Source organism: Stenotrophomonas cyclobalanopsidis (assembly GCF_008710035.1).
In the GTDB taxonomy this organism is placed as follows: Bacteria; Pseudomonadota; Gammaproteobacteria; order Xanthomonadales; family Xanthomonadaceae; genus Stenotrophomonas; species Stenotrophomonas cyclobalanopsidis.
In genome coordinates this window covers 82,786-105,928 of sequence record NZ_VYKI01000009.1, presented here as the reverse complement: position 1 = coordinate 105,928, position 23,143 = coordinate 82,786, and the positions used below count along the sequence as shown (strand labels likewise).

The window sequence follows — 23,143 nt, the reverse complement described above, 5'->3', positions numbered from 1 at the left end:
ACCGGCGCGGCTTGCGCGCTTTGTTAGAGTAGATTCATTTTTCGAGGAATGCCGCGTATGACAGCAGCTGCTGCCGACAAGAAGAAGTTGCCCCTGCACTGGAAGATGGGCATCGGCTTTGCGATCGGCCTGATCCTCGGGTTGACCGTGCATGCCCTGGGCGGCAGCGTCGATGGTCTGCAGGCCGGTGCCAAGTGGGTGATGGACTACATCACCACGCCGGCGTCGGGTCTGTTCCTCAACCTGATCTTCATGCTGATCGTGCCGCTGATCTTCTCGGCGCTGATCATGGGTGTTTCCGAGATGGGCGACATCCGCGCCCTCGGCCGTATCGGCTGGAAGACCCTGGCCTACACCGTGCTGCTGTCGGGCATCGCCGTGGGCATCGGCCTGGTGCTGGTCAACGTGCTCAAGCCGGGCGCCGGCGTCGACCCGCAGACGGCCGCGCTGATGCTGTCGGAGAACGCCGAGCGCAGCAAGGAGATTGTCGCCGGCATCCATGGCACGCCCAAGGGCATGGACATGCTGCTGTCGATCGTGCCGAGCAACGTGCTGCAGGCGGCATCGGACAACGGCGCGATCCTGTCGCTGATGTTCTTCGCGCTGATGTTCGGCATCGGCATGGTGCTGACCGACGAAGAGAAGGTCGCCCCGCTGCGTCGCGCAATCGAAGGCGTGTTCGAAATCTCGATGACCCTGATCAACCTGGTCATCCGCCTGGCCCCGTACGCGGTGGCCTGCTTCATGTTCAACCTGGCCGCGCTGTTCGGCTTCGAGCTGATCCTCCGCCTCGGCGCCTACGTGGGCGTGGTGGTGCTGGCGCTGGGCCTGCACATGGTGGTGACCTACGGCGCCGCGGTGTGGCTGTCGGGCCGTTCGCCGCTGTCGTTCTTCCGCGATACCCAGGAAGCGACGGTGATGGCCTTCTCCACCGCCTCCAGCAACGCCACCCTGCCGACCGCGCTGCGCGTGGCCGACCAGATGGGGCTGCCGCAGCGCGTGTCGCGCTTCGTACTGACCGTGGGCGCCACCGCCAACCAGAACGGCACCGCGCTGTTCGAGGGCGTGACGGTGATCTTCCTGGCCCAGTTCTTCGGTGTGGACCTGTCCATCGGCCAGCAGGTCATGGTGATGGCGGTCTGCATCCTGGGTGGCATCGGTACCGCCGGTGTGCCGTCGGGCTCGCTGCCGGTGGTGGCGATGATCTGCGCCATGGTCGGCGTGAACCCGCTGGGCATCGGCCTGATCCTGGGCGTGAACCACTTCCTGGACATGTGCCGTACCGCGCTGAACGTGACCGGCGACCTGGCCCTGACCACGCTGGTGGCCAAGGGCGAGGCCCCGGATCCCCAGGACGGGGTCGCACCGCGCGATTGAACCCCGGCCCGAGGGTAGGGATACTGACCGGCGCATGGAAGGCGCCGGGATTGGCGCCGTGCGAATGGGAGATGAAATGAGGATTTCGTACGTTTTGACGGCGGTGCTGGCCCTGGTGGCCTTCGACGCCAGCGCCGAAAAGGCCTGTCTGACCAATTACTCCAACAACGGCAGCTTCTTTGCCGGCCGTACCTTCACCACCTGGGACGTGGTGCCCGGCGTGGCCCCGGCCGATGCCCTGAAGCGTATCCAGATCGAAGGCGTGAAGGCCGGCCTGAAGGTGGCCAGCATCGACAAGGACCTGGGCATGCTGACCTTCGAGCAGATCGGCCAGCTCAACGGCGGCCAGATCACCCTGCCGTGGAACGTGCTGGTCGAGGCGGACGGCAAGGGCTCGAAGATCACCGTCACCAAGTCGACCCCGCCGGCGTACGCCACCGGCGAGGACTTCCAGCAGAAGTCGATGTGCGGCGTGATTGAAGCGGTTGCACCGGCCGCCAAGTAAACCGCCCATCACCGATGCCGAGGACGCCCCGCACCGCGGGGCGTCTTCATTTCTGCTGAATGTGGCCCGTTCGGCCGGAAAAGCGCCATCGCCGGCGCAAGCGCCGAGACGCTCAAACTGCGACAATAGGCCGCCCGCACGTCCGCGGCCGCCTCCCGATTCCGACAGAACCATGACGCAGCCTACCCGTCGCCAGTTGGCCAACGCCATCCGCTTCCTTGCCGCTGATGCGGTTGAAACCGCAAATTCCGGCCATCCCGGCATGCCCATGGGCATGGCCGATATCGCCGAAGTGCTCTGGAACGACTATCTCCGGCACAACCCGAACAACCCGCAGTGGTTCAACCGTGACCGCTTCGTGCTGTCCAACGGCCACGGCTCGATGCTGCAGTACGCGCTGCTGCACCTGAGCGGCTACGACCTGCCGATCGAGCAGCTCAAGCAGTTCCGCCAGCTGGGCAGCCACACCGCCGGCCACCCGGAGTATCACGAGACCCCGGGCGTGGAAACCACCACCGGCCCGCTGGGCCAGGGTTTCGCCAACGCCGTGGGCTTCGCCCTGGCCGAGAAGCTGCTGGCACAGCGCTTCAACCGCCCGGAGCTGGAGATCGTCGACCACCGCACCTGGGTGTTCATGGGCGATGGCTGCCTGATGGAAGGCGTGTCGCATGAAGCCGCTTCGCTGGCCGGCACCTGGGGCCTGCACAAGCTGGTCTGCTTCTGGGACAACAACCACATCTCCATCGACGGCAACGTCGAAGGCTGGTTCACCGACAACACGCCCGAGCGTTTCGAAGCCTACGGCTGGAACGTGGTGCGCGATGTCGACGGCCATGACCCGGAAAGCATCAAGGCCGGCATCGAGGCCGCCCTGTCGCAGAGCGACAAGCCGACCCTGATCTGCTGCCGCACCACGATCGGCTTCGGATCGCCGAACAAGGCCGGCAAGGAATCGAGCCACGGCGCCGCGCTGGGCAAGGACGAGCTGGCCGCTACCCGGAAGGCGCTGGACTGGAACTACGGTCCGTTCGAGATTCCGGAAGAGATCTACGCCGGCTGGCGTGCCGGCGGTACCGGTACCCTGCGCCAGGCCGAGTGGGAACAGCAGTTCGACAAGTACGCGGCGCAGTTCCCGGCCGAAGCCGCCGAGCTGACCCGTCGTTCGCATGGCGAACTGCCGGCCGACTTCGTCGCCCAGGCCGATGCCTACATCGCCAAGGTCGCTGCTGAAGGCGCCACCATCGCCTCGCGCAAGGCCTCGCAGCAGGCCATCGAAGCCCTGGCCCCGCTGCTGCCGGAAATCGTCGGCGGCTCGGCTGACCTGGCGCATTCGAACCTGACCCTGTGGAAGGGCAGCACGTCGGTCGCCAGCGATGATGCCAACGCCAACTACGTGTACTACGGCGTGCGCGAGTTCGGCATGACCGCCATTGCCAATGGCCTGGCCCTGCACGGTGGTTTCATTCCGTTCGACGCCACCTTCCTGGTGTTCAGCGATTACGCCCGCAACGGCGTGCGCATGAGCGCGCTGATCCCGGCCCACGCCATCCACGTCTACACCCACGACTCGATCGGCCTGGGCGAAGACGGCCCGACCCACCAGCCGGTGGAGCACCTGGCCTCGCTGCGCTACATCCCGAACAACGACGTGTGGCGCCCGTGCGATGCCGTCGAGTCGGCGGTGAGCTGGAAGGCCGCGATCAGCCGCCAGGACGGCCCGAGCTGCCTGGTGTTCAGCCGCCAGAACCTGCCGCACCAGCCGCGCAGCGCCGAGCAGATCGCACAGATCGAGCGCGGTGGATACGTGCTGGCCGATGCCGCCGGCACCCCGGACGTGATCCTGATCGCCACCGGTTCGGAAGTCTCACTGGCCACCGAAGCCAAGGCCCAGCTGGACGCCGCCGGCCTGAAGACCCGCGTGGTCTCCATCCCGTCCACCGACGTGTTCCTGCGCCAGGATGCGGCCTACCGTGAATCGGTGCTGCCCAACGCCGTGCGCAAGCGTGTGGCGATCGAAGCCGGCGTCACCGGTTTCTGGCGCCAGTTCGTCGGCCTGGACGGCGCGGTGATCGGTATCGACACCTTCGGTGCCTCGGCCCCGGCGGACAAGCTGTTCAAGCACTTCGGCATCACCACCGACCACGTGGTGGCCGCTGCCAAGGCGCTGTAAGCAGCCCCGCGAAGCAGGAAAGGGAAAGGCCGGCGCAAGCCGGCCTTTCTCGTTTTCGGGGGGACCACTGCCTTTCCCGGAATGATGCATCGGCGAACCGGTGATGACGTGTTGGCCTCTTCCGCTTGGACTGCGCTTTCTGCGAAAACAACGATCTTGGTGGATTAACAGTAGGAGCACCTGCAATGCCGATGCATGACCCGCCTCATCCGGGGCAGTCGCTGCGCGAGGACATTCTGCCTGCGATCAACATGTCCATCAGCGCGCTGGCGCTGCACCTGGGGTACTCCCGAGGGCAGCTGTCGACGATCATCAACGGGCATGCGGGGATTTCCGCAGAGCTGGCGTACCGGCTGGAACTGGCTGGCCTGGGAAATGCACGGATGTGGCTGGCGATGCAGGCGGCCTATGATCTGTGGCAGGCAGAACATCGGGAACACCCGCCGATCAAGCGGCTGTACCTGGCCGATGTTCTGAACAGCCAGCAGTAGCTCCACGCCATGCGTGGATAATCGCTACATCGTCCCGCGCACGTCCATCAGCGCGAACCCCAGCAGATTCAATCCACGCCACTGTGCCGGGTTGTGCGCGTCGGCGTGATCCTTGGCCAGGCCGATGCCCCAGATGAAATCCACCGGGCTGGCTTCGACCAGCACCCAGCCTTCGGTCGAGCGCAGTAACGCACCCAGTTCCGGGTTCTGCGCGAACTTGGCTTTGTTGCCCTCCACGACGAGGTCGTAGCGGGCCTGCGTCCAGCGCGCCTCGTCGAAGCCTTCGATCTTGCGACCGAGTGCTTTGGCCTTGTCCGGCGTGGTGCTGGCGATGATCTTGTCGAGCAGGTCGGTGGCACCGAACAGGCGCGCCTTGCCGGCCATCATGTAGTGTTCGGCAGTGCGGTAGTGCACGCCGTCGAAGTCGAAACCGGCGTCATACCACTGGCTGAAACAGGAGGCGGATACGCCGCTGCGCGGCGGCTGGTGGCCCCAGAAACAGAGGTAACGCAGGTCTTCGCCTGCAGCCGGGCGCTGCTGCAGGTCATGCAGGAAACGGGAATCGTCTTTCGTCGCCACAGGATAGTGTGCCGCCGTGTCCAGGTAGGTGCCAACCTTGGTTGGCACTGATGCTTGTCCGCCGGGCATGGCCCGGCGCTACCGTCGCCGCGATTACGCGATTACGCGATTACGCGATTACGCGATTACGCAGTTACGCGGTGCGGGCGAGGGCCAGGCGCAGCAGGCGCGCGTTGACGCGCTCGCCGAGATCCTTCGGTGCCTGCAGGCCCATGCGCTGCAGGTACACCGCATCACCATCGCCGGCGGGCTGGCGCACCGCGGCCCACAGCGTGCGCAGCGTGTCGCCGCGCGTCTGCGTGTTCGCTTTCAGCCAGCCCAGTGCCTTCACCAGTACCTGCTCGATCTCGTTGAAATCGCTACCCAGCGGATAGTCGGGCAGGGTGCCATCGGCACGGAACGGTGCCAGCGCCGCCGCCAACGCCTGCGGTGTGTTGCGCTGTTCGCGCTGCGGGTCCGGGTGCCGCCCCGTGCGCAGCTTGCGCGATGCGTAGGCCTGCTGCAGCAGCCCCGCCTGGAACGGCGCTTCGGTGATCGCGGCCATCGCCTGCGCGCAGTCGTCGTCGGTCAATGCGCGCAGATCGGCGATGCCGTACTCGTTGAGGTAGATGTCGCGCAGGTGCCGTGGAATGGTGGTGTGCCCGTAGTTCCAGCGCACGTTCGAGGCACGCTGGCCCTTGTCGTCGCGCGCGGCGCGGAACATCAGCACGCTGCGTGCTTCGGGCAGCGCATGCGCCATCGCCACGAAGTTGTACTGCCCACCCACGCCGGACACCACGCGGCCGTCGTCCAGGGCATCGGACACTGCCGCACCCAGCGCGGTGGCCATCATGCAGGAATTGAAGAAGCGCGCATGGCGGCGCTGCAGGCGCTCCAGCGTCTCGTTGCCGCCGTACAGCTGGTTGATCTCGCTGATGCGGCGCATGCCGATGGCGCTGCGCTCGTCGTCGGGCAGGCTGCGAAGCCATTCGTAGAACTCGGGCGAACCCAGGCAGAACGCGCCGTGCAGGTACTCGCCCTCTGCTTCCAGCGTGGCGTGGTCGATGGACAGCGTGCTGCCGTTCTCGATGCGCTGCATCAGCGCCAGGTCATCGTGCACCTTGCGCCGGATCACACCGGTCTGCACCAGCCGGCGGAAGCCTTCGTTGAGCATTTCGCTGCAGCCGTACAAGCCGACCTCGAACGGATCGAGGCCGCCGATCTCCTCCACCAGCGGATGGCTGGCCAGCTGCGGATCCAGCGCATTCAACACGCGGCGGTAGCGCGCGTTGTCGGTGTGGCGCAGCACCAGCGCATGGCTGAGGGCATCGGCCAGCGTACCGATGCCGATCTGCAGCGTGCCGCCGTCGCGCACCAGGGTGCTGGCGTAGAGGCCGATCGCGTAGTCCGCATCGGCCACCGGCTGCCGCGGCAGGCCGAACAGCGCCGGGTACGGCGGTGGCGGGGTGATCACCAGATCGAAGAAGGACACATCGACCGTGGCCGTGCCGCCCAGGTAGGGCAGCTGCGGGTCGATCTCGGCCACCAGCAGCGGGCGTGGCAGTCCACGCGCGGCCATCGCGTCCAGGGTGTCCTGGGTGATGTCGTTGTTGCACGACAACGAGAGCCGGCGATCGTCCGGGCGCATCGCTACCTTCTGCACGATCACGTGCGGCGCGCGCTGCGCCACGGCATCGGCGGCATGCGTGTAATTCAGGCTGGTGTAGCTGGACTGCGCTTGGCGCGAGCCGAGCAGTGCACCGGACTGCATGTAGAACTCCTCCACCTCCACATGCGTGGGCAGCGCATCGCGGGCGATCGCATCGGCGTAGGCCAGGCGCGGGAAATCCTCGCCGAAATGGCGCTGCACGAACGGCGCCATGAAGCGCGCCTCCAGGCCATCGCCGCGTGCCTTGGGCGGGTTCAACGACAGTGCGGTGTACAGCTGAAGCGGCCGCGACGCATCCCCTTCCACCCGCGCATACAACGCATTGAGCAGCCGGTGCGGCTTGCCCAGTGCCAGCGGTGCGCCCACCCGCAGCGGCCCGTCCACGCGCGCGAACAGCCAGTCAACGGCGGCGTCGAGGTCGGTCAGGTGTTCGGTCATGCGTGGCGGTCCTGCGGCAAGGGGAGTGCTGGCATTACAGCATGTCGGGCTTGAACCGCCGTCGACGCGAGATTTCCTGCCCCGAAACCATGAACCGGCCATCGCCCCGGTAGTGGAACGTGCGTGGCAGCTTCGGTCGCGGTGCGACGTGGGCGCGCACGATTTCCCAGATGAAAAGGTTGTCGGCCTGCACCTGGCTGTCGTCGTGCAGCCGGCACTCGAAGCTGGAATGGCATTGGCCGACCAGCGGCGCGGCGACGTCGTGGGCGGGCACTGCATCCAGGCCGAACCGTGCGAACTTGTCCACCTCGCGGCCGCTGCAGTTGCCGATGTCCACCACGGTGTCCAGCAGCTCCACGCCCGGCACGTTGATCACGCACTGCCGGCTGTCGCGGGCCAGGGCGAAGCTGTGGTTCTCGTTCCAGATGTAGGTGGCCAGCAGCGAGGGCGAGAAGCCCATCACCATGTGCCAGCCCAGTGTCATCAGGTTGCGCTGGCCGTGGGCCGCCGTGCTGACCAGCACGATGGGGCCCGGCTCGAGGAAACGCCGGGCCTGGTCCACCGGGTAATCCAGTTTGCGCAGCGGCTTCATGCGGGCTCCGTAGGCAGAAGGGCCGATGCTGGAGCAGGCCGGATGAACCGGCAGTCGAGGGCTTGACATCCTATTCGATTACGCGCGTAATCGGATTGTCGATTACGGATGTAAACCATGACCCCGATCAGCGAAGCCGAAGCCGTCGTGATGGAGGTGCTGTGGCAGCAGGCGCCGCGCAGCGCCGATGAGGTGGTGGCCGCACTGGCCCACCGTGAATGGGCCGAGCCGACCATCAAGACCCTGCTCAACCGCCTGCTGACCAAGGGCGCGATCGCCGCCGAGCGCGATGGCCGCCGCTACCTGTACCAGCCGCTGCTGCAGCGCCAGGCCTGGGTGGAAACGCAGAGCCAGGACTTCATCGGCCGCGTGTTCGATGGCCGGGTGGCGCCGCTGGTGGCGCACTTCAGCGAGCGCGGGCAACTGACGGCGCAGGACATTGCCGAACTGAGGAAGCTGATCCAGGAGATGGACGATGAATGAGCTGCTCGATGGACTGTGGCAGGCCAGCCTGTGGCTGGCGCTGGGCGTGCTGCTGCTGGCGGCCGCGCGGCCGCTGCTGGTGAAGCTGGGCGGCGCGGAGCTGGCCTATCGCAGCTGGTGGCTGCTGCCGCTGCTGCTGGTGGCCCTGCTGCTGCCGTTGCCGGCGCTGCGGGCATTGCCGGTGCTGCAGCATGTGCCGACATTGCCGCTGAAGGTGGTGCCCGGCGCGGTCGAGAGCTCTGCCGCGCAGCTGCCGATGTGGCCGTGGCTGCTGGCCCTGGCCTGGGGGCTGGGTGCGGGCCTGCACCTGGCGCGGGAACTGCGCGCGCAACGCCGCTTCGAGCGCGCACTGGGAACGCTGCAGGCGCGTGGCGATGGCAGCTGGCAGGCCAGCGCCGACCCCGGCCTGCCAGCGCTGGTCGGCCTGTGGCAGCCGCGCATCGTGGTCGGCCCGCACTTCGACCAGCAGTTCGATGCCGACGAACAGGCGCTGATCCTGCGCCACGAACGCAGCCATCGCCGCAATGGCGACCACTGGGCCAACGGCGCACTGCTGCTGGCACGGTCGGTGTTCTGGTTCCACCCGTTGTTGCCCTGGGCTGCGCGCCGCTTCCTGCGCGACCAGGAACTGGCCTGCGATGCGCGCACCGTTGCCGCGCAGCCGACGCAGCGCCGTCTTTATGCCAGCACGCTGCTGAAGGCGCAGCTGGTCCACCCGGTTGCACCGATGGCCTGTCATTGGCGCAGCCAACCCGTGTTGAAGGAGCGTATCGCCATGTTGAAGCAGTCGAAGCGGAAGGCATTGCCGAAGGTGTCCGGCCAGGTGTTGCTGATGGGGTTGTGCATGGGTGTTGCTGCGTTGGCCTGGGCCAGCCAGGGCGCGGTGAAGGGCACGCCGTCGGTCAGCGCCGAACCGTTCCAGCACGCCGCGGCGGATGCCGCCAAAGCCCGCCTGGACAGCCCGATCCAGGCCCAGAAGATGTCACCGCCGAGCTATCCGGCCGAGGCGTTCGAGAAGGGCCTGACCGGTGTGGTGAACCTGATCGTGTCCGTCGATGCCAAGGGCACCGTCGCCGACGTGAAGGTGGAAAGTGCGACCAACCCCGGAGTATTCGAAGCTGCCTCGATCGCAGCGGCGCGTAAGTGGACCTACACGCCGGCGATGAAGAATGGCAAGGCGGTGGCCGGCAAGCTGCGCATCCCGATCACCTACGCCATGGACAACACCGAGGCTGCCGGCGGCCAGACGCAGTGAAGGCAGCGATGAAGGGCGCACCGCTGTGCATCGCAGCGGTGCTGCTGGCAGGCTGCGCCAGCCATGAGCGGCTGACCACGGTCGACACCCGCAACGAGAACGTCGGCCACCAGCGCCTGCAGCCCGATGCCGGCGGTGGTGCTGGGCAGATCCAGCCGTATACGCTGGCCGCCAGCGAGGGCTACCGGATGCCGCAGCTGTACGCGGCACCGGACCCGGTAGTGGGCGAGAGCGACCCACGCACCTCGCTGCCACCGACCACGGTCTGCCTGCAGGTGGTGGTGGACGCGCAGGGGCGGGTTGAGCGCAGCCAGCCGCTGACCGACCGCAGTGAATGCAGCGCAGGGGCAGTGGCGGAGAACGGACCGCTGCTGCAGGCCGCACGGGATGCGGTCGCGCAGTGGAAGTACTCGTCAGCGGCGGTCTGCCGTTTCGCGCCCGGGAAAGCGCCCAAGGACCGCAGCGACTGCCAGGGCGCCGACAGCATCCAACCGGTGGCGGTCACCCTGCAGTACGCCTTCACTTTCGAGATCGTGCAGGGCCAGCACGTGGTACGCACGCAGGGCCGGTAGCGCCGGGCCACGCCCGGCGGTTTTCGGCGGTCGTGGTCAGGCACCGCCAACGATGTTGGCCTTCACCGCCGGCTGCATCAGCTTCGGCTCGGCCAGGGTAACATCACGCGCTTCGCGCACGCTGACGAACGTCGCTTCATCCACGCCGTCGTGCACGTGGATGTTGTGCGCGCGCTGTTCGCCGATGGTGGTTTCGTTGGCGAACGCGCGTCCGCCCGGACCGTAGTCGTGGCAGACGAACACGCGGGTGGCATCGGGCAGGGCAAGCAGGCGCTGGATCGAGCGGTACAGCTGCGCGGCATCACCGCCGGGGAAATCGCAGCGGGCGGTACCGCCGTCAGGCATGAACAGCGAATCGCCGGTGAAGACCGCATCGTCGATCAAGTAGGCGATGCTGTCGCTGGTATGGCCGGGCACGGCGATGATGCGGCCCTGCAGCTGGCCCAGCGCGAAGGTCTCGCCATCGGCGAACAGGTGATCGAAGTGCGCATCCTGCGCCGCCAGCTGCAGGCCGTAGCGCGGCGCGAAGGTCGCCTGCACCGCGCGGATGCCTTCGCCGATGGCCAGGGTCGCCTGCGGGAAGCGCTGCTTCAGCCGTCGCCCGGCCGACACATGGTCGGCATGGGCGTGGGTTTCCAGCAGCCAGCGCAGCTGCAGGCCCTGCAGTTCGATGGCGTCCAGCAGCGGGCGCACCGGCGCGTCGCTGCTGGCATCGGTGTCCGGGTCGTAATCCAGGACCGGATCGATCAGCGCCGCCTCCCTGCTGGCCGGGTCGACGACCAGGTAGCTGAAGGTATTGCTGTCGCGGTGGAAGAAGGATTGGACCTGGACCGCCATGGGAACCTCCTCAGCGCGTGCCGAGCACGCGGTTCAGCAGCTGCGCGAGATTTTCGCCGGCCAGCCGCAGCTGTGCTTCGGCCACCGGGCGATAGCGCTCGGTGTACTCATCGCCGATCTTGTGCGTGGCCGGGTACACGCCCGGCTGCACCGAGATGCGGCAGCTGGCTTCGGCCCAGCGCTGCGGGTCGCGCTGCGGGTTGGACTGGCGCGCCAGCTTCGGTGCCGGCAACGCACGCAGCACCGGCAGGTAGCCGGCGTCATCCAGCTTGCGGGTGTTGAGCATGCCGCTGTCCCACAGCGAATGCAGGTTGGTACCGCGGTTGCCGAACTGCAGCTGGAAATCGTTGCCGCCCTTGTCGTGGCCGTAGCCGGCGTGCATCGGCTGGTGCACGTCACCGACCATGTGCACGACGAACTTCAGCGCCTGCAGGCGCTCGCCGTCGGTCAGGCTGTGGTCGCCAAGAATGGCGCTCTGCGCCTTCAGCGCCTCGACGATGCAGTTGCCGTTCCTGCAGTGCTTGGCCGGCTCGTACTGGCAGCCGTCCTCGGCGATGTTGACGTAGTGCCAGCCGGCGGAGCGACGGCCCAGGCCGGGGTCCTTGGCACGCAGCTGGTCGGCCCACGGCGCGATGCTGGCCAGGGTGGCGCCGGGCTCGGCGGCCAGCAGGCGGTCGACCTCGGCATGTGCGGCCGGGTTGAGACGGGTGTCGGCCACTTCGGCCACCAGGCGATGGCCTTGCGCGCCCCAGGCATGGGCGGGGGCGGACAGGGTCAGCAGGGCCGGCGCAAGGGCGGCAGCGAGGATCAGGGAGTGCAGGGCTTTCATGCGCCCATTCTAGCGGGGGGCGCGGGGACTGGATTGACGCGATGGGGCCAGTCGCCATCCGGTGTTGACAGTGGACGGGGTAGGGTGGGGCCCGATTGAGGGGAGGGATGGATGATCATTGAAAACAGCCGCGCCGAAGCGGCTGCCAACGCCGACCAGGACTTTGCCGACAGTTTCAACGCCCAGGTCCTGTGGCGCATGCGTTGCGCCTGCATCCTGGCGGCGTTGCTGGCGCTGGTCTTTGCCGTGCTGGACCGTGGCTGGCTTCCGCCCGACGTGAATGCCGCCGTATTCCGTTGGCGCGCCGGCCTGCTGCTGCCTGCGCTGCTGATCGGGGTAATGCTGACCTTCGTGCCGGTCTTCCGCCGTCGCCTGCAGACGCTGGGGGCCTGCGTCGTGCTGGTGGCAGGCCTGGCGCTGGTCATGATGGTCTGGACCGCCCATCGCGCGGGGGTGAACTATCCCTATGAAGGAATCAGCCTGTTCCTTCTGCTCAACTACTTCCTGTGCGGCCTGCGCTTCGCGGTCGCGGCGGTAGCTGGCTCCGTGGTCAGCGCGGCCTTCGCCCTGGCCGAGTTCAGCCTGGGCTGGCAAGGGGCGCTGCAGGGGGTGATGTTCGTGCTTGCCAGCAACACGGCGGGCATCGTGGGCAGCTACATTTCCGAACGACAGGCCAGGGCCACCTGGCGGGCCGAGCGTCAGCTGGATGCCATGGCCAACCATGACGCGCTGACCGGTCTGCTCAATCGCCGGGCCTTTGCCCGCCGCGCCCGCGAGATCTTCCAGGGCTATCTGAAAACGCCCCACGCACCCGGCGCGCTGCGGATCGCGATGATCGATATCGACTATTTCAAGCGTTACAACGATCACCACGGTCATCCGGCGGGCGACACGGTCCTGCATGCGGTTGCCCTCACCCTGGCTGCGCAGCTGCAGGGCACCGGCTCGGTGGTGGCGCGCTATGGTGGCGAGGAATTCGTGGCGCTGGGTTACTGGACGCCGGGCGAACCGGAAACGGCACCGTTCGAGCAGATGCGGCAGCGGGTGCAGGCGTTGGCGATCACGCACGTGGCTTCGGATGCGGCGCCCGTGGTGAGCGTAAGCATCGGCGTAGCACGCTGGCATGACGAGGGTGGCGACACACTGGAGCAGGCGTTGCAGCGTGCCGACAAGGCCCTGTACCGAGCGAAGGCAGCCGGCCGCAACCGGGTGGAAGTTGCCGCAGACCCGTAGGTCCACGCCCTGCGTGTAGGCTTTCAATGACCGCGGCGAGGCAGAAAAAAGCCCCGGCACACACACCGGGGCAATATGCTGCGAGGGTTGCGGGTGTCTTAGAACTTGAAAACGTAGGACACGCCGTAAGCGAGCGGGTCGATGTTCACCGTGCCGATCTTCTCGCCATTGAGCTTCACCTTGCTGTCGATGTCGATCCAGCGCAGGTCCACGCGCAGCGCACCCTTCTCGCCGATGGCGAAGTCCACGCCGGCATGCGCGGCCAGGCCCCACGAATCCTGCAGGTTCAGCTTGCTGCCGGCCAGTGCGCCGGTGGTGTCTTCGCTGAAGAAGGTCGTGTAGTTCAGGCCCGCGCCGAGGAAAGGCGAGACCTTGCCCGCGCTGTTGAAGTGGTACTGCAGGCTGACCACCGGCGGCAGGTGCTTGGTGCTGCCGACCCGGCCCAGCCCATCGATGCTGATGTCGTGCTTGAACGGCAGGGCCGCCAGCACTTCAATGCCCAGATTGTCGGCAATGAAGTATTCGCCGGTGATGGTCGGCTTGATGTCACTGTCGACGTCCACCTTCAGGGTGCCACCGGCCAGCGAGCCGTTGTTCGACTTCGGGGCGACCTGGTGGACCCCGGCCGAGACGGTCCAGTCGCCCTTGGACTGGGCCATGGCCGGGGCGGCGGCCAGCGAGAGGGCGGCGGCCAGGCCGGCCAGGATCAGGGGGGAGGTCTTGCGCATGGGGGTGTTCTCGTTGCGGGGTGGATGTGGCCAGTCTCCGCCTCACGCCGCGCTAACGCTTTGATCCGGATCAAATCCTGTCTGGCCGCCTTCCGGGCCGGGCGGCTGGCCCGCGGTGGCCAAAGGTGTGCTGCTAGACTTATGGGCCCTATCCATCCCGCCGCACCTGTCGCGGCTGCAGGAGCTTCTGAACATGGCAATCAAGGTTGGTATCAACGGTTTCGGTCGCATCGGACGCAACGTCCTGCGCTCGGCGGTGCTGAACTTCGGCGATGACATCGAAATCGTGGCCATCAACGATCTGCTGGAGCCGGACTACCTGGCGTACATGCTGAAGTACGACTCCGTGCATGGCCGCTTCAAGGCCGACGTGGCCGTGCAGGGCAACGACCTGCTGGTCAACGGCAAGAAGATCCGTCTGACCCAGGAACGTGACCCGGCCAACCTGAAGTGGGACGAAGTCGGCGCCGACGTGGTGCTGGAAGCCACCGGCCTGTTCCTGACCAAGGAAACCGCGCAGAAGCACATCGATGCGGGCGCGAAGAAGGTCATCCTGTCGGCTCCGTCGAAGGACGACACGCCGATGTTCGTGTTCGGCGTGAACGACAAGACTTACGCTGGCCAGGCGATCATCTCCAACGCCTCGTGCACCACCAACTGCCTGGCCCCGCTGGCCAAGGTCATCAACGACAAGTGGGGCATCAAGCGTGGCCTGATGACCACCGTGCATGCGGCCACCGCCACCCAGAAGACCGTCGATGGCCCGTCCAACAAGGACTGGCGTGGCGGCCGTGGCATCCTGGAAAACATCATTCCGTCGTCCACCGGTGCAGCCAAGGCCGTCGGCGTGGTCATCCCGGAACTGAACAAGAAGCTGACCGGCATGAGCTTCCGCGTCCCGACCTCGGACGTGTCGGTGGTCGACCTGACCGTCGAGCTGGAAAAGGAAGCCACCTACGCCGAGATCTGCGCCGAAGTGAAGGCACAGAGCGAAGGCGCGCTGAAGGGCATCCTGGGCTACACCGAAGACAAGGTGGTGGCCACCGATTTCGTCGGTGAAACCCACACCTCCGTGTTCGATGCCGACGCCGGTATCGCTCTGGACGGCACCTTCGTCAAGCTCGTGTCGTGGTACGACAACGAGTGGGGCTACTCGAACAAGTGCCTGGAAATGGCCAAGGTCGTCGCGGCCAAGTAAGGCCCGCGACGATCCGCACACGAACCCCGGCTTGCCGGGGTTCATTGTTTATGGGTCCCGGCCTGGCCGGGGTTCGTCGTATCTGGGCCCGGCTGACGTAGCATGGGCCACGGACCGCTGCCGCTGGGGCGCGGCTGCGTTGGGGTATAGACGAAGAATGGAAGCACTGATCGTCCTGTTGGTTCTGGCCCTGCTGGCGATACCGCTGCTGCTGGTGGTGGCGCTGGTGATGATTGTCGGCCTGCGCCGGCGCGTGACCGCGCTGGAAAGCGCACTGGCCGAGGGCATCACGGCCGTCGCCGCACCGCTGCGTGAAGCCGAGGCTCCCGTGCTACCGGCTCGGCCGGCCGCCGCCACCGTGGAGACCAGCGAACCGTCGTTCCTGCGCCCGGCCGCCGCCGCGCCGCCGCCGGTTCGGCCCCCCGAACCTTCCGTTGCGCCGCCCGCACCGGCACCTGTCGCACCGCCTCCGGTGCCGGCATGGCCGCCATTGCCAGCGGAACCGGCGATGCCCAACGTGATCGAACGCGCCGTGGGCGCGGTCAAGCGCTGGTTCACCGAAGGCAACGTGCCGGTGAAGATCGGCATGCTGGTGCTGCTGGCCGGCGTCGCCGCGCTGCTGAAGTACGTCAGCGACCAGGGCTGGCTGGTGCTGCCGATCGAGCTGCGCCTGGCCGCCATCACCGTGGGTGCGCTGGGCCTGCTCGGCTTCGGCTGGCACCAGCGCGAACGCCGCCGGTTGTTCGCGCTGGCCCTGCAGGGCGGCGCCATCGGCGTGCTGCTGCTGACCATCTTCGCCGCGTTCAAGCGCTTTGAACTCATCAACCCCGGCTTCGCCTTCGCCAGCTCGATCCTGCTGGTGGCGGGCCTGTGCGTGCTGGCCGTGGCACAGAACTCGCGCACGCTGGCGGTGCTGGGCATCCTCGCCGGCTTCATGGCGCCGCTGTGGCTGTCCACCGGCAGCGGCAATCACGTGGGCCTGTTCAGTTACTACGCGGTGCTCAATGCGGGCATCTTCGCCATCGCCTGGTTCCGCCCGTGGCGCGCGCTCAACCTGCTGGGTTTTGCTTTCACCTTCGGCATCGGCACGTTCTGGGGCGTGCTGCAGTACCGCGCCGACAAGTTCGCCAGCACAGAGCCGTTCCTGCTGCTGTTCTTCGCCTTCTACCTGCTGATCCCGCTGCTGTACGCACGCCGCCAGCCGGCCGAGCGTCGCGACCTGGTCGACGGCAGCCTGGTGTTCGGCACGCCGCTGATCGCGTTCTCGCTGCAGGCCGGCATGCTGCACGAGCAGCCGATGACGCTGGCGCTGTGCGCGCTGGGCCTGGCCGCGATCTATGCGGTGCTGGCACGCGCATTGATCCATCGCACCTCGTACAGCGTGCTGGCGCAGTCGCACGCGGTGCTGGCGGTGGGCTTTGCCACCCTGGCGGTGCCGCTGGCGCTGTCGGCACGCGCCACCGGTGCGGTGTTCGCGCTGGAAGGCGCCGGCCTGGCCTGGCTGGGGCTGCGGCAGCAGCGCTGGCTGCCGCAGGTGGCGGCTGCGCTGCTGCAGCTCGGCGCCGCGTTCGCGTTCGTGGTGGGTGCCGACTACTGGCACGGCGACACGCGGTTCCTGCTCAACCCCACCGCCATCGGCGCGCTGCTGCTGGCCGTGGCCGGTTTCGCCACTGCGTGGAGCTACCAGCGCCGCGCGCGGCATGACGTGGCCGTGGTCTATTACCTGTGGGGCCTGCTGTGGTGGCTGGGCGCGTTCGTCCATGAGATCGGCCGCTTCATCGAGCACGCGGCGCAGGCCGACGCGCTGCTGGTGCTGGCGGCGGTCACCGCTTGGCTGGCAGCCGAGGTGCAGCGTCGCCAACCGGCACGCGCGCTGGGCATGACCGCACTGGTGATGCTGGCCGCCGGCTTCCCGCTGGCCCTGCTGCAGAGCGATGCGCACCAGCAGCCGTTTGCCGGTTACGGCGCGCTGGGCTGGGCGGTGTTCGCCGTGCTGGGCGTGCGCACCCTGCTGTGCCTGCGCCAGGGCGGCGACGGCGTGGCCCGTGTCGCCCAATTCCTGTGGTGGCTGCTGTGGCCGTCGCTGCTGTCCTTGCTTGCGCTGTGGAGTAGCGATACCGCGCACTTGGCCCAAGGCTGGAGCGCGCTGCTGGTGACCCTGCCGTGGCTGCTGCTGGCGGCGTTGTCGCTGTGGCGCTGGACGTGGCTGCGCTGGCCGCTGGGGGATGCCTTCGATGCCGCGCGCGTGGCGCTGCAGAGCGTGGTGGTCGGCGTGCTGGCCTGCGCCTGGTGGATCGGCATCAGCCTGGCCGGCGATGCCGCACCGCTGCCGTGGCTGCCGGTGCTGAACCCGGCCGAGCTGGCACAGTGGCTGAGCCTGCTGCTGGCCGCGCGCTGGCTGTTCGGCAGCGAGGCCCCGGCGCTGTTGCAGCGCCTGCGCGTGCCGCTGATGGCCCTGGCCGGTTTCATCGGCCTGACCAGCACCGTGCTGCATGGCGTGCACCACTGGGGCGGTGTGCCCTGGGCGCCGTCGATGGCCCGCGAGAGCCTGGCCCAGACCAGCCTGACCGTGCTGTGGAGCGTGCTCGGCGTGATCGCCTGGGTCTGGGGCTCACGCCGGGGCCAGCGCGTGCTGTGGATGGTGGGCGCCGTGCTGATGGCCGTGGTCCTGGCCAAGCTGGTGCTGATCGACCGCCAGCACCTGGGCAACCTGCTGGGTATCGCATCGTTCATCGCCTACGGCCTGCTGTGCACGGTCGTGGGCTATCTCGCGCCGGCGCCCCCGGGCACCGCGCCGACCGTGGAGAACACACAATGAAGAAGTGGAGCAGGGCATTGCTGCCGATGTTGCTGGCGCTGGCCGGCGTCGCATCCGCGCAGGCCACCGACTACCGCGCGCACTACGCCGAGCAGTGGCCGTTGAGCCTGTCCAGCGCGCAGTCCGGCGCCTACCGCGTGGTGCTGGAGCCGGCCATCTACCGCCGCGCCGGCAGCGCCGATCTCAGCGACCTGCAGGTGTTCAACGCCGCGGGGCAGGCGTTGCCCTCCGCGCTGCTGGCTCCGGACCAGCCGCTGGCGCAGCCACCGGTGCAGCGCGAGCTGCCGTGGTTCGCGCTGCCGCCGTTGGCCGAGGCGCAGCGCAATGACCTGCAGCTGCTGACCGAGCGCGACACCGATGGCCGCGTGCGCCGGGTCGAAGCGCGCGTGGGCGGCGGTGCCGTGGCGAACGGGCAGGGCGGTTGGCTGATCGATGCCAGCGTGCTGGGCCAGCAGCCGCTGGCGGCACTGGTGCTGGACTGGGCCGACAGCGGGCAACCGCTGCAGGCGCAGGTGCAGCTCGATGCCAGCGACGACCTGCAGCACTGGCGCGTGGTCGCGCGCGATGTGCCGCTGGTGGACCTGCAGCGCGCCGGCAAGCGCCTGCTGCAGCGTCGCCTGCAGGTGGATGGCAACGCACGCTACCTGCGCGTGCTGCCGCAGGGCGACGCGCGCCTGCCGGCCCTGCGCAGCGTACTGGCCGAACTGCCGCCGGCGCCGGCGACGCTGCCGTGGGAGTGGCTGTCGCTGGAACCCACTGCTGCCGGCAAGGGTGAATACACCTTCGAGCTGGATGGACGCTTCCCGGTCAGCAAGGCCGACGTGGCCAGCACCGACAACAGCCTGGTGCAGTGGACGCTGTACAGCCGCGACGATCCCGGCGCCGAATGGCAGCGCCGCAGCGCGCCGTGGATCGCCTACCAGGTGCAGCAGGGCGCCGCGGGCCAGCGCCAGCAGTCGGCCGCGCAGTCACTGGGCGGCCCCTGGCGTGACCGCTACTGGAAGTTGGTGGCCAGCCCGGCGGAAACGGCCACGGCACCGACCCTGCGCCTGGGCTATCAGCCAGAAGTGATGGTGTTCCTGAGCCAGGGCGCGGCGCCGTACGCGCTGGCCGTGGGCAGCGCCACCGCACGCCGCGCCGAAGCACCGATCGCGGTGCTGATCGAGGAACTGCGCCAGCGCAACGACCCGTCGTGGCAGCCGACGCTGGCGCGGCTGGAAGGCGCGCCGGAGACGCTGGCTGGCGACGCGGCGTTGAAGCCGCAGCGCGACTGGAAGGCGTGGTTGTTGTGGGCGCTGCTGGGCTTGGGCGTGCTGGTGGTGGGTGGTTTGGCGGTCAGCCTGCTGCGGCAGAAGCCTGCGCCTTCGGCGTAGGGTCCTGCGAACGGCGCAGCCCCTCGTGGGTGGGCAGTCGGTAGAGTCGACTGTTAGTCGACTGGCCTTGCGAGGTAGGCCGGGCGGGTGGGTTGTCTGGGGGACGCCGTGAATTGGCTAGGCGCTCTTTGTAGAGCCGAGCCCACGCTCGGCTGCTCTGCGCGAAACCTCCAGCCGAGCATGGGCTCGGCTCTACATTCCTTCTCCATTCGACATCAGAAACCGCTCTTGGCTTTGCCACCCACACCGCCCTGGCCCCGCACGGACAACCCAGAGCCGGCCATGCGGGCTGTTGCTGTTGCTCTGCGCCTCTGCCTGCCGCAGGCATCGCCACCCGATACAATGCCCGTCTGCCGTACACCGGCATCCTGTCCCCGAGCCAAAGAGTTGCCCATGTCCATCGTCCGCATGACCGACCTCGACCTCTCCGGCAAGCGCGTGTTGATCCGCCAGGATCTGAACGTGCCGATCGAGAATGGCCGCATCACCTCCGAACAGCGCATCACCGCTTCGCTGCCGACGCTCAAGCGCGCGCTGGAGCAGGGTGCCGCCGTCATGGTCACCTCGCACCTGGGCCGCCCGAAGGAGGGCGTGTGGAGCGAAGCCGACTCGCTGGCGCCGGTCGCCGCACGCCTGTCCGAGCTGCTGGGCCGCGAGGTTCCGCTGGTGCGCGACTGGGTCGACGGCGTCGATGTGCAGCCGGGCCAGCTGGTGCTGCTGGAAAACTGCCGCATGAACGTCGGCGAGGGCAAGGATGACGAAGCCCTGTCCAAGCAGTACGCCGCGCTCTGCGACGTGTTCGTGATGGATGCCTTCGGTACCGCACACCGCGCCCAGGCCTCCACCCACGGCGTCATCCGTTTCGCCCCGGTCGCCGCCGGTGGCCCGCTGCTGATGGCCGAGCTGGACGCGCTGGCCAAGGCGCTGGACGCACCGGCCAAGCCGCTGCTGGCCATCGTCGCCGGCAGCAAGGTCAGCACCAAGCTGGAACTGCTGGCCAACCTGGTCGGCAAGGTCGACCAGCTGATCGTCGGTGGCGGCATCGCCAACACCTTCATCGCCGCCGCCGGCTACAAGGTGGGCAAGTCGCTGTACGAACCGGACCTGCTGGATACCGCGAAGAAGATCGTGGCCGATGCGCAGGCACGTGGCGCGGCCATTCCGCTGCCGGTGGACGTCGTCACCGCCAAGCAGTTCCTGCCCGATGCCGCCGCCGAAGTGAAGGCCGTCGACGCCGTGGCCGAAGATGACCTGATCCTGGACATCGGCCCGCAGACCGCCGCGCAGTACGCGCAGCTGATCGAGAAGGCCGGCACCGTGGTCTGGAACGGCCCGGTCGGCGTGTTCGAGTTCGAGGCCTTCAGCAAGGGCACCGAAGCACTGGCCCGTGCCATCGCCAGCTCCAAGGCGTTCTCGATCGCCGGTGGCGGCGACACCCTGGCGGCCGTCGACAAGTTCGATATCGCCGGTGATGTCAGCTACATCTCCACCGGTGGCGGCGCGTTCCTGGAATTCCTGGAAGGCAAGACCCTGCCGGCCGTGGCTGCGCTGGCCGCACGCGGCGCATGAGCGCCAACGTGCGTGCTGACGGAGAAGAGCGTGCAACGCTCTTCTTCGACATGGATGGCACCCTGATCGATTCGGAAGTGGGCATCACCACCTGCATCGCCTATGCGCTGCAGAAGATGGGCCACCCGGTGCCGCCGCAGGAAACCCTGCTGGGCTGGATCGGGCCGTCGCTGCGCACCACCTTCGGCCCGCTGTTCGGCGACGACGTGCGGGTGGAGGAGGCCGTGGCCTTCTACCGCGAGCGTTTCGACGTGGAAGGCTGGCGTGAGCACACCATTTACCCGGACATCGAAGCGACCGTGCGCGCGCTGCACGGTCGCGGCCACCGCCTGGCCGTGGTGACCGCCAAGAACGAGCCGCACGCGCGGCGCATCGTCGAGCACCTGCCGTTCGGCAGCCTGTTCGACGAGGTGATCGGTTCGACGCCGGATGGTTCGCGCAGCAGCAAGCCGCAGCTGGTCGGCGAGGCGCTGCAGCGCCTGCAGCTGCAACCGGCGCAGTGCTGGATGATCGGCGACCGCCGCATGGACATCGAAGGCGCGCGCCACCACGGCCTGCGCAACGTGGGCGTGCTGTGGGGCTTCGGTGGCGAAGCCGAGCTGACCGAGGCCGGTGCCAGCCACCTGGCCCGCGAACCGGCGCAGTTGCTGGCCCTGCTGGCCTGAGTTTTGGCGCTCCCGGTCGCCGGGCATGGCCCGGCGCTACCGGGGCGGATCGACAGGTAGCGCCGGGCCATGCCCGGCGGGCCTCGGCCAGCCTATGTCCGGAACATGTCCGTTCGATGTCCCGCAGAGTCAGGCGCGCCAAGGCTGTAACCGTATACATGGGGCGTGAAGGATGTGCTAATTTCCCACCTTTAACGGGAGAGGCCCAGTCACCATGTTCGAGCGTCAGCGTCGCACCAAGATCCTAGCCACCCTCGGTCCGGCGACCGACCCGCCGGGCGTGCTGGAGGATCTGTTCCGCGCAGGCGTGAACGTGGTTCGCCTCAACTTCAGCCACGGTGACCCGTCCGGCCAGGCCAAGCGCGCCGCCGACGTCCGCGCGGCCGCAGCCCGCGTGGGCGTGGAAGTGGGCATCCTGGCCGACCTGCCGGGCCCGAAGATCCGCATCGAGCGCTTTGCCGAAGGCAAGGTGTACCTGAAGGCCGGTGACCGCTTCGACCTGATCGCCAGCGACAACGCCGGCCCGGGCGATGCCAGCCAGGTGGGCGTGAGCTACCTCGGCCTGCCGCAGGACGTGGGCCCGGGCGATGTGCTGCTGCTCGACGATGGCCTGATGCAGCTGCAGGTGGTTGAAGTGCAGGGCGAGCGCATCATCAACACCGTGCTCAACGATGGCGCGCTGTCCGACCGCAAGGGCCTGAACAAGCAGGGCGGTGGCCTGTCGCTGGGCGCGCTGACCGAGCGCGACAAGGAACTGATCGGCATCGTCGCCAAGATCGGCGTCGACTTCATCGCCGTGTCCTTCTGCCGCAACGCGCAGGACATGAACGATGCCCGCCAGATCGCCGAATCGCACGGCTGCTACGCCGCGCTGGTGTCCAAGATCGAGCGCACCGAAGCCATCGAGAACCTGGAAGAAATCGTCGAAGCCAGTGACGTGGTGATGGTGGCCCGTGGCGACCTCGGCGTGGAAATCGGCGATGCCGAGCTGCCGGGCCTGCAGAAGAAGATCATCAAGGCCTCGCTGGCGCAGAACAAGGTAGTGATCACTGCGACGCAGATGCTGCAGTCGATGGTGGAAAGCCCGATCCCGACCCGTGCCGAAGTGCTGGACGTGGCCAACTCGGTCATCGACGGTACCGATGCGGTGATGCTGTCGGCCGAAACCGCCGCCGGTGCCTACCCGGTGAAGGCAGTCGAAGCGATGGCCCGCATCTGCCTGGGCGCCGAGCGCCAGTTCCAGACCGAAACCGACTTCAACGCCTCGCCGCGCAACCTGGAGCGTGCCGACCAGGCCATCGCCATGGCCACCATGTTCCTGTCGCAGCACGTGGGCGTGCGTGCCATCGTGGCGATGACCGAATCCGGTGGTACCGCCCGTTACCTGTCGCGCTTCCGCGCCAAGGCACCGGTGTTCGCGGTGACCCGCCATGACGGCGCCCGCCGCCAGATGGCGTTGATGCGCGATGTTTACCCGATCAACTTCGACAGCCGTGGCCTGACCCCGCGCGAAGCCGCACGCGGCAGCATCCGCCTGCTGGTGGAATCGGACCTGCTGCAGGCCGGTGACCGCGTCGTGTTCACCAGCGGCGAGCACATGGAAACCCACGGCGCCACCAATACGCTGCGCCTGCTGGAAGTGGGCCAGGACGGGCGTGCCAGCGGCCTGGGCGATCTGTAAGGTACGCGCCATCGCATGCGCGCTGCCGCCCCACGATCTGCTGTGCAGATCGTGGGCCCCTTCTTACCAGCATCCAGACCCCCGCCGCTGCGCGGCCGCCCC

Annotated in this window: 20 protein-coding genes; 14 read left to right on the top strand and 6 right to left on the bottom strand. The window is 67.8% G+C overall.

Annotation, left to right across the window (positions count from 1 at the left end; genetic code table 11):
- Nucleotides 1–57 precede the first annotated feature (57 nt).
- The 4 genes from FJU31_RS09315 to FJU31_RS09300 all read left to right on the top strand — a co-directional run bounded on the left by FJU31_RS09315 (nucleotide 58) and on the right by FJU31_RS09300 (nucleotide 4,543).
- Complete coding sequence (locus FJU31_RS09315) at nucleotides 58–1,377, top strand: dicarboxylate/amino acid:cation symporter (protein ID WP_150454502.1); 1,320 nt, start codon at nucleotides 58–60, stop codon at nucleotides 1,375–1,377.
- 76 nt (nucleotides 1,378–1,453) lie between these two features.
- Nucleotides 1,454–1,882: a hypothetical protein gene (locus FJU31_RS09310; protein WP_246161266.1), complete on the top strand. Its 429-nt coding sequence runs from the start codon at nucleotides 1,454–1,456 to the stop codon at nucleotides 1,880–1,882.
- 172 nt (nucleotides 1,883–2,054) lie between these two features.
- Nucleotides 2,055–4,052 (top strand): transketolase, encoded by a 1,998-nt coding sequence (tkt, locus tag FJU31_RS09305; protein WP_150454501.1) that lies wholly within the window; start codon nucleotides 2,055–2,057, stop codon nucleotides 4,050–4,052.
- A 125-nt stretch (nucleotides 4,053–4,177) separates the two neighbouring features.
- The gene (locus FJU31_RS09300; protein WP_246161265.1) at nucleotides 4,178–4,543 is read left to right on the top strand and encodes a HigA family addiction module antitoxin; all 366 of its coding nucleotides are present in this window, start codon (nucleotides 4,178–4,180) and stop codon (nucleotides 4,541–4,543) included.
- A 24-nt stretch (nucleotides 4,544–4,567) separates the two neighbouring features.
- Here FJU31_RS09300 and FJU31_RS09295 read toward each other — a convergent pair whose 3' ends face one another.
- From FJU31_RS09295 to FJU31_RS09285, 3 genes are all read right to left on the bottom strand, one after another.
- A complete protein-coding gene (locus FJU31_RS09295; protein ID WP_246161264.1) occupies nucleotides 4,568–5,170 on the bottom strand; it encodes a riboflavin biosynthesis intermediates N-glycosidase in 603 nt (200 codons plus the stop codon).
- A gap of 85 nt (nucleotides 5,171–5,255) precedes the next feature.
- Entirely contained in the window at nucleotides 5,256–7,208 is a 1,953-nt protein-coding gene (locus FJU31_RS09290; RefSeq protein WP_150454499.1) for an acetyl-CoA hydrolase/transferase C-terminal domain-containing protein, read from the bottom strand.
- A gap of 34 nt (nucleotides 7,209–7,242) precedes the next feature.
- Complete coding sequence (locus FJU31_RS09285; protein ID WP_150454498.1) at nucleotides 7,243–7,800, bottom strand: flavin reductase family protein; 558 nt, start codon at nucleotides 7,798–7,800, stop codon at nucleotides 7,243–7,245.
- A 117-nt stretch (nucleotides 7,801–7,917) separates the two neighbouring features.
- Here FJU31_RS09285 and FJU31_RS09280 point away from each other — a divergent pair, with 117 nt between their 5' ends.
- From FJU31_RS09280 to FJU31_RS09270, 3 genes are read left to right on the top strand one after another with little or no spacing between them, the layout of a single operon-like run.
- Nucleotides 7,918–8,283 (top strand): BlaI/MecI/CopY family transcriptional regulator, encoded by a 366-nt coding sequence (locus FJU31_RS09280; RefSeq protein ID WP_150454497.1) that lies wholly within the window; start codon nucleotides 7,918–7,920, stop codon nucleotides 8,281–8,283.
- On the top strand, nucleotides 8,276–9,538 hold the full coding sequence (locus tag FJU31_RS09275) for a M56 family metallopeptidase (RefSeq protein WP_150454496.1): 1,263 nt from the start codon (nucleotides 8,276–8,278) through the stop codon (nucleotides 9,536–9,538). Before FJU31_RS09280 ends, FJU31_RS09275 begins: the two co-directional genes overlap by 8 nt.
- 8 nt (nucleotides 9,539–9,546) lie before the next feature.
- The gene (locus FJU31_RS09270; protein WP_150454495.1) at nucleotides 9,547–10,110 is read left to right on the top strand and encodes a hypothetical protein; all 564 of its coding nucleotides are present in this window, start codon (nucleotides 9,547–9,549) and stop codon (nucleotides 10,108–10,110) included.
- A gap of 36 nt (nucleotides 10,111–10,146) precedes the next feature.
- On the opposite strand, the gene FJU31_RS09265 is transcribed toward FJU31_RS09270, so the two are convergent.
- Together FJU31_RS09265 and FJU31_RS09260 are read right to left on the bottom strand one after the other, a co-directional pair.
- Complete coding sequence (locus tag FJU31_RS09265; protein ID WP_150454494.1) at nucleotides 10,147–10,947, bottom strand: MBL fold metallo-hydrolase; 801 nt, start codon at nucleotides 10,945–10,947, stop codon at nucleotides 10,147–10,149.
- A gap of 10 nt (nucleotides 10,948–10,957) precedes the next feature.
- Nucleotides 10,958–11,776, bottom strand: a complete 819-nt coding sequence (locus FJU31_RS09260; protein WP_150454493.1) for a S1/P1 nuclease — start codon at nucleotides 11,774–11,776, stop codon at nucleotides 10,958–10,960.
- A gap of 111 nt (nucleotides 11,777–11,887) precedes the next feature.
- Between FJU31_RS09260 and FJU31_RS09255 the strand changes: the two genes are divergently transcribed.
- Nucleotides 11,888–13,009, top strand: a complete 1,122-nt coding sequence (locus FJU31_RS09255; protein ID WP_150454492.1) for a GGDEF domain-containing protein — start codon at nucleotides 11,888–11,890, stop codon at nucleotides 13,007–13,009.
- Between the two features lie 98 nt (nucleotides 13,010–13,107).
- On the opposite strand, the gene FJU31_RS09250 is transcribed toward FJU31_RS09255, so the two are convergent.
- Complete coding sequence (locus FJU31_RS09250) at nucleotides 13,108–13,737, bottom strand: OmpW/AlkL family protein (protein WP_150454491.1); 630 nt, start codon at nucleotides 13,735–13,737, stop codon at nucleotides 13,108–13,110.
- A gap of 193 nt (nucleotides 13,738–13,930) precedes the next feature.
- Here FJU31_RS09250 and gap point away from each other — a divergent pair, with 193 nt between their 5' ends.
- The 6 genes from gap (at nucleotide 13,931) to pyk (ending at nucleotide 23,041) form a co-directional block, all read left to right on the top strand.
- Complete coding sequence (gap, locus tag FJU31_RS09245) at nucleotides 13,931–14,935, top strand: type I glyceraldehyde-3-phosphate dehydrogenase (protein WP_079222994.1); 1,005 nt, start codon at nucleotides 13,931–13,933, stop codon at nucleotides 14,933–14,935.
- A gap of 157 nt (nucleotides 14,936–15,092) precedes the next feature.
- Nucleotides 15,093–17,753: a DUF2339 domain-containing protein gene (locus tag FJU31_RS09240; RefSeq protein WP_150454490.1), complete on the top strand. Its 2,661-nt coding sequence runs from the start codon at nucleotides 15,093–15,095 to the stop codon at nucleotides 17,751–17,753.
- Nucleotides 17,750–19,126, top strand: a complete 1,377-nt coding sequence (locus FJU31_RS09235) for a DUF3999 domain-containing protein (protein ID WP_150454489.1) — start codon at nucleotides 17,750–17,752, stop codon at nucleotides 19,124–19,126. The genes FJU31_RS09240 and FJU31_RS09235 overlap by 4 nt, the downstream gene beginning before the upstream one ends.
- A 393-nt stretch (nucleotides 19,127–19,519) precedes the next feature.
- Nucleotides 19,520–20,695 (top strand): phosphoglycerate kinase, encoded by a 1,176-nt coding sequence (locus FJU31_RS09230; protein WP_150454488.1) that lies wholly within the window; start codon nucleotides 19,520–19,522, stop codon nucleotides 20,693–20,695.
- Between the two features lie 8 nt (nucleotides 20,696–20,703).
- Nucleotides 20,704–21,360 carry an HAD hydrolase-like protein gene (locus tag FJU31_RS09225; protein WP_342788348.1) on the top strand — a complete coding sequence of 219 codons (657 nt, stop codon included), beginning with the start codon at nucleotides 20,704–20,706 and terminating at the stop codon, nucleotides 21,358–21,360.
- 214 nt (nucleotides 21,361–21,574) lie between these two features.
- The gene (pyk, locus tag FJU31_RS09220; RefSeq protein ID WP_150454486.1) at nucleotides 21,575–23,041 is read left to right on the top strand and encodes a pyruvate kinase; all 1,467 of its coding nucleotides are present in this window, start codon (nucleotides 21,575–21,577) and stop codon (nucleotides 23,039–23,041) included.
- Nucleotides 23,042–23,143: the final 102 nt, after the last annotated feature.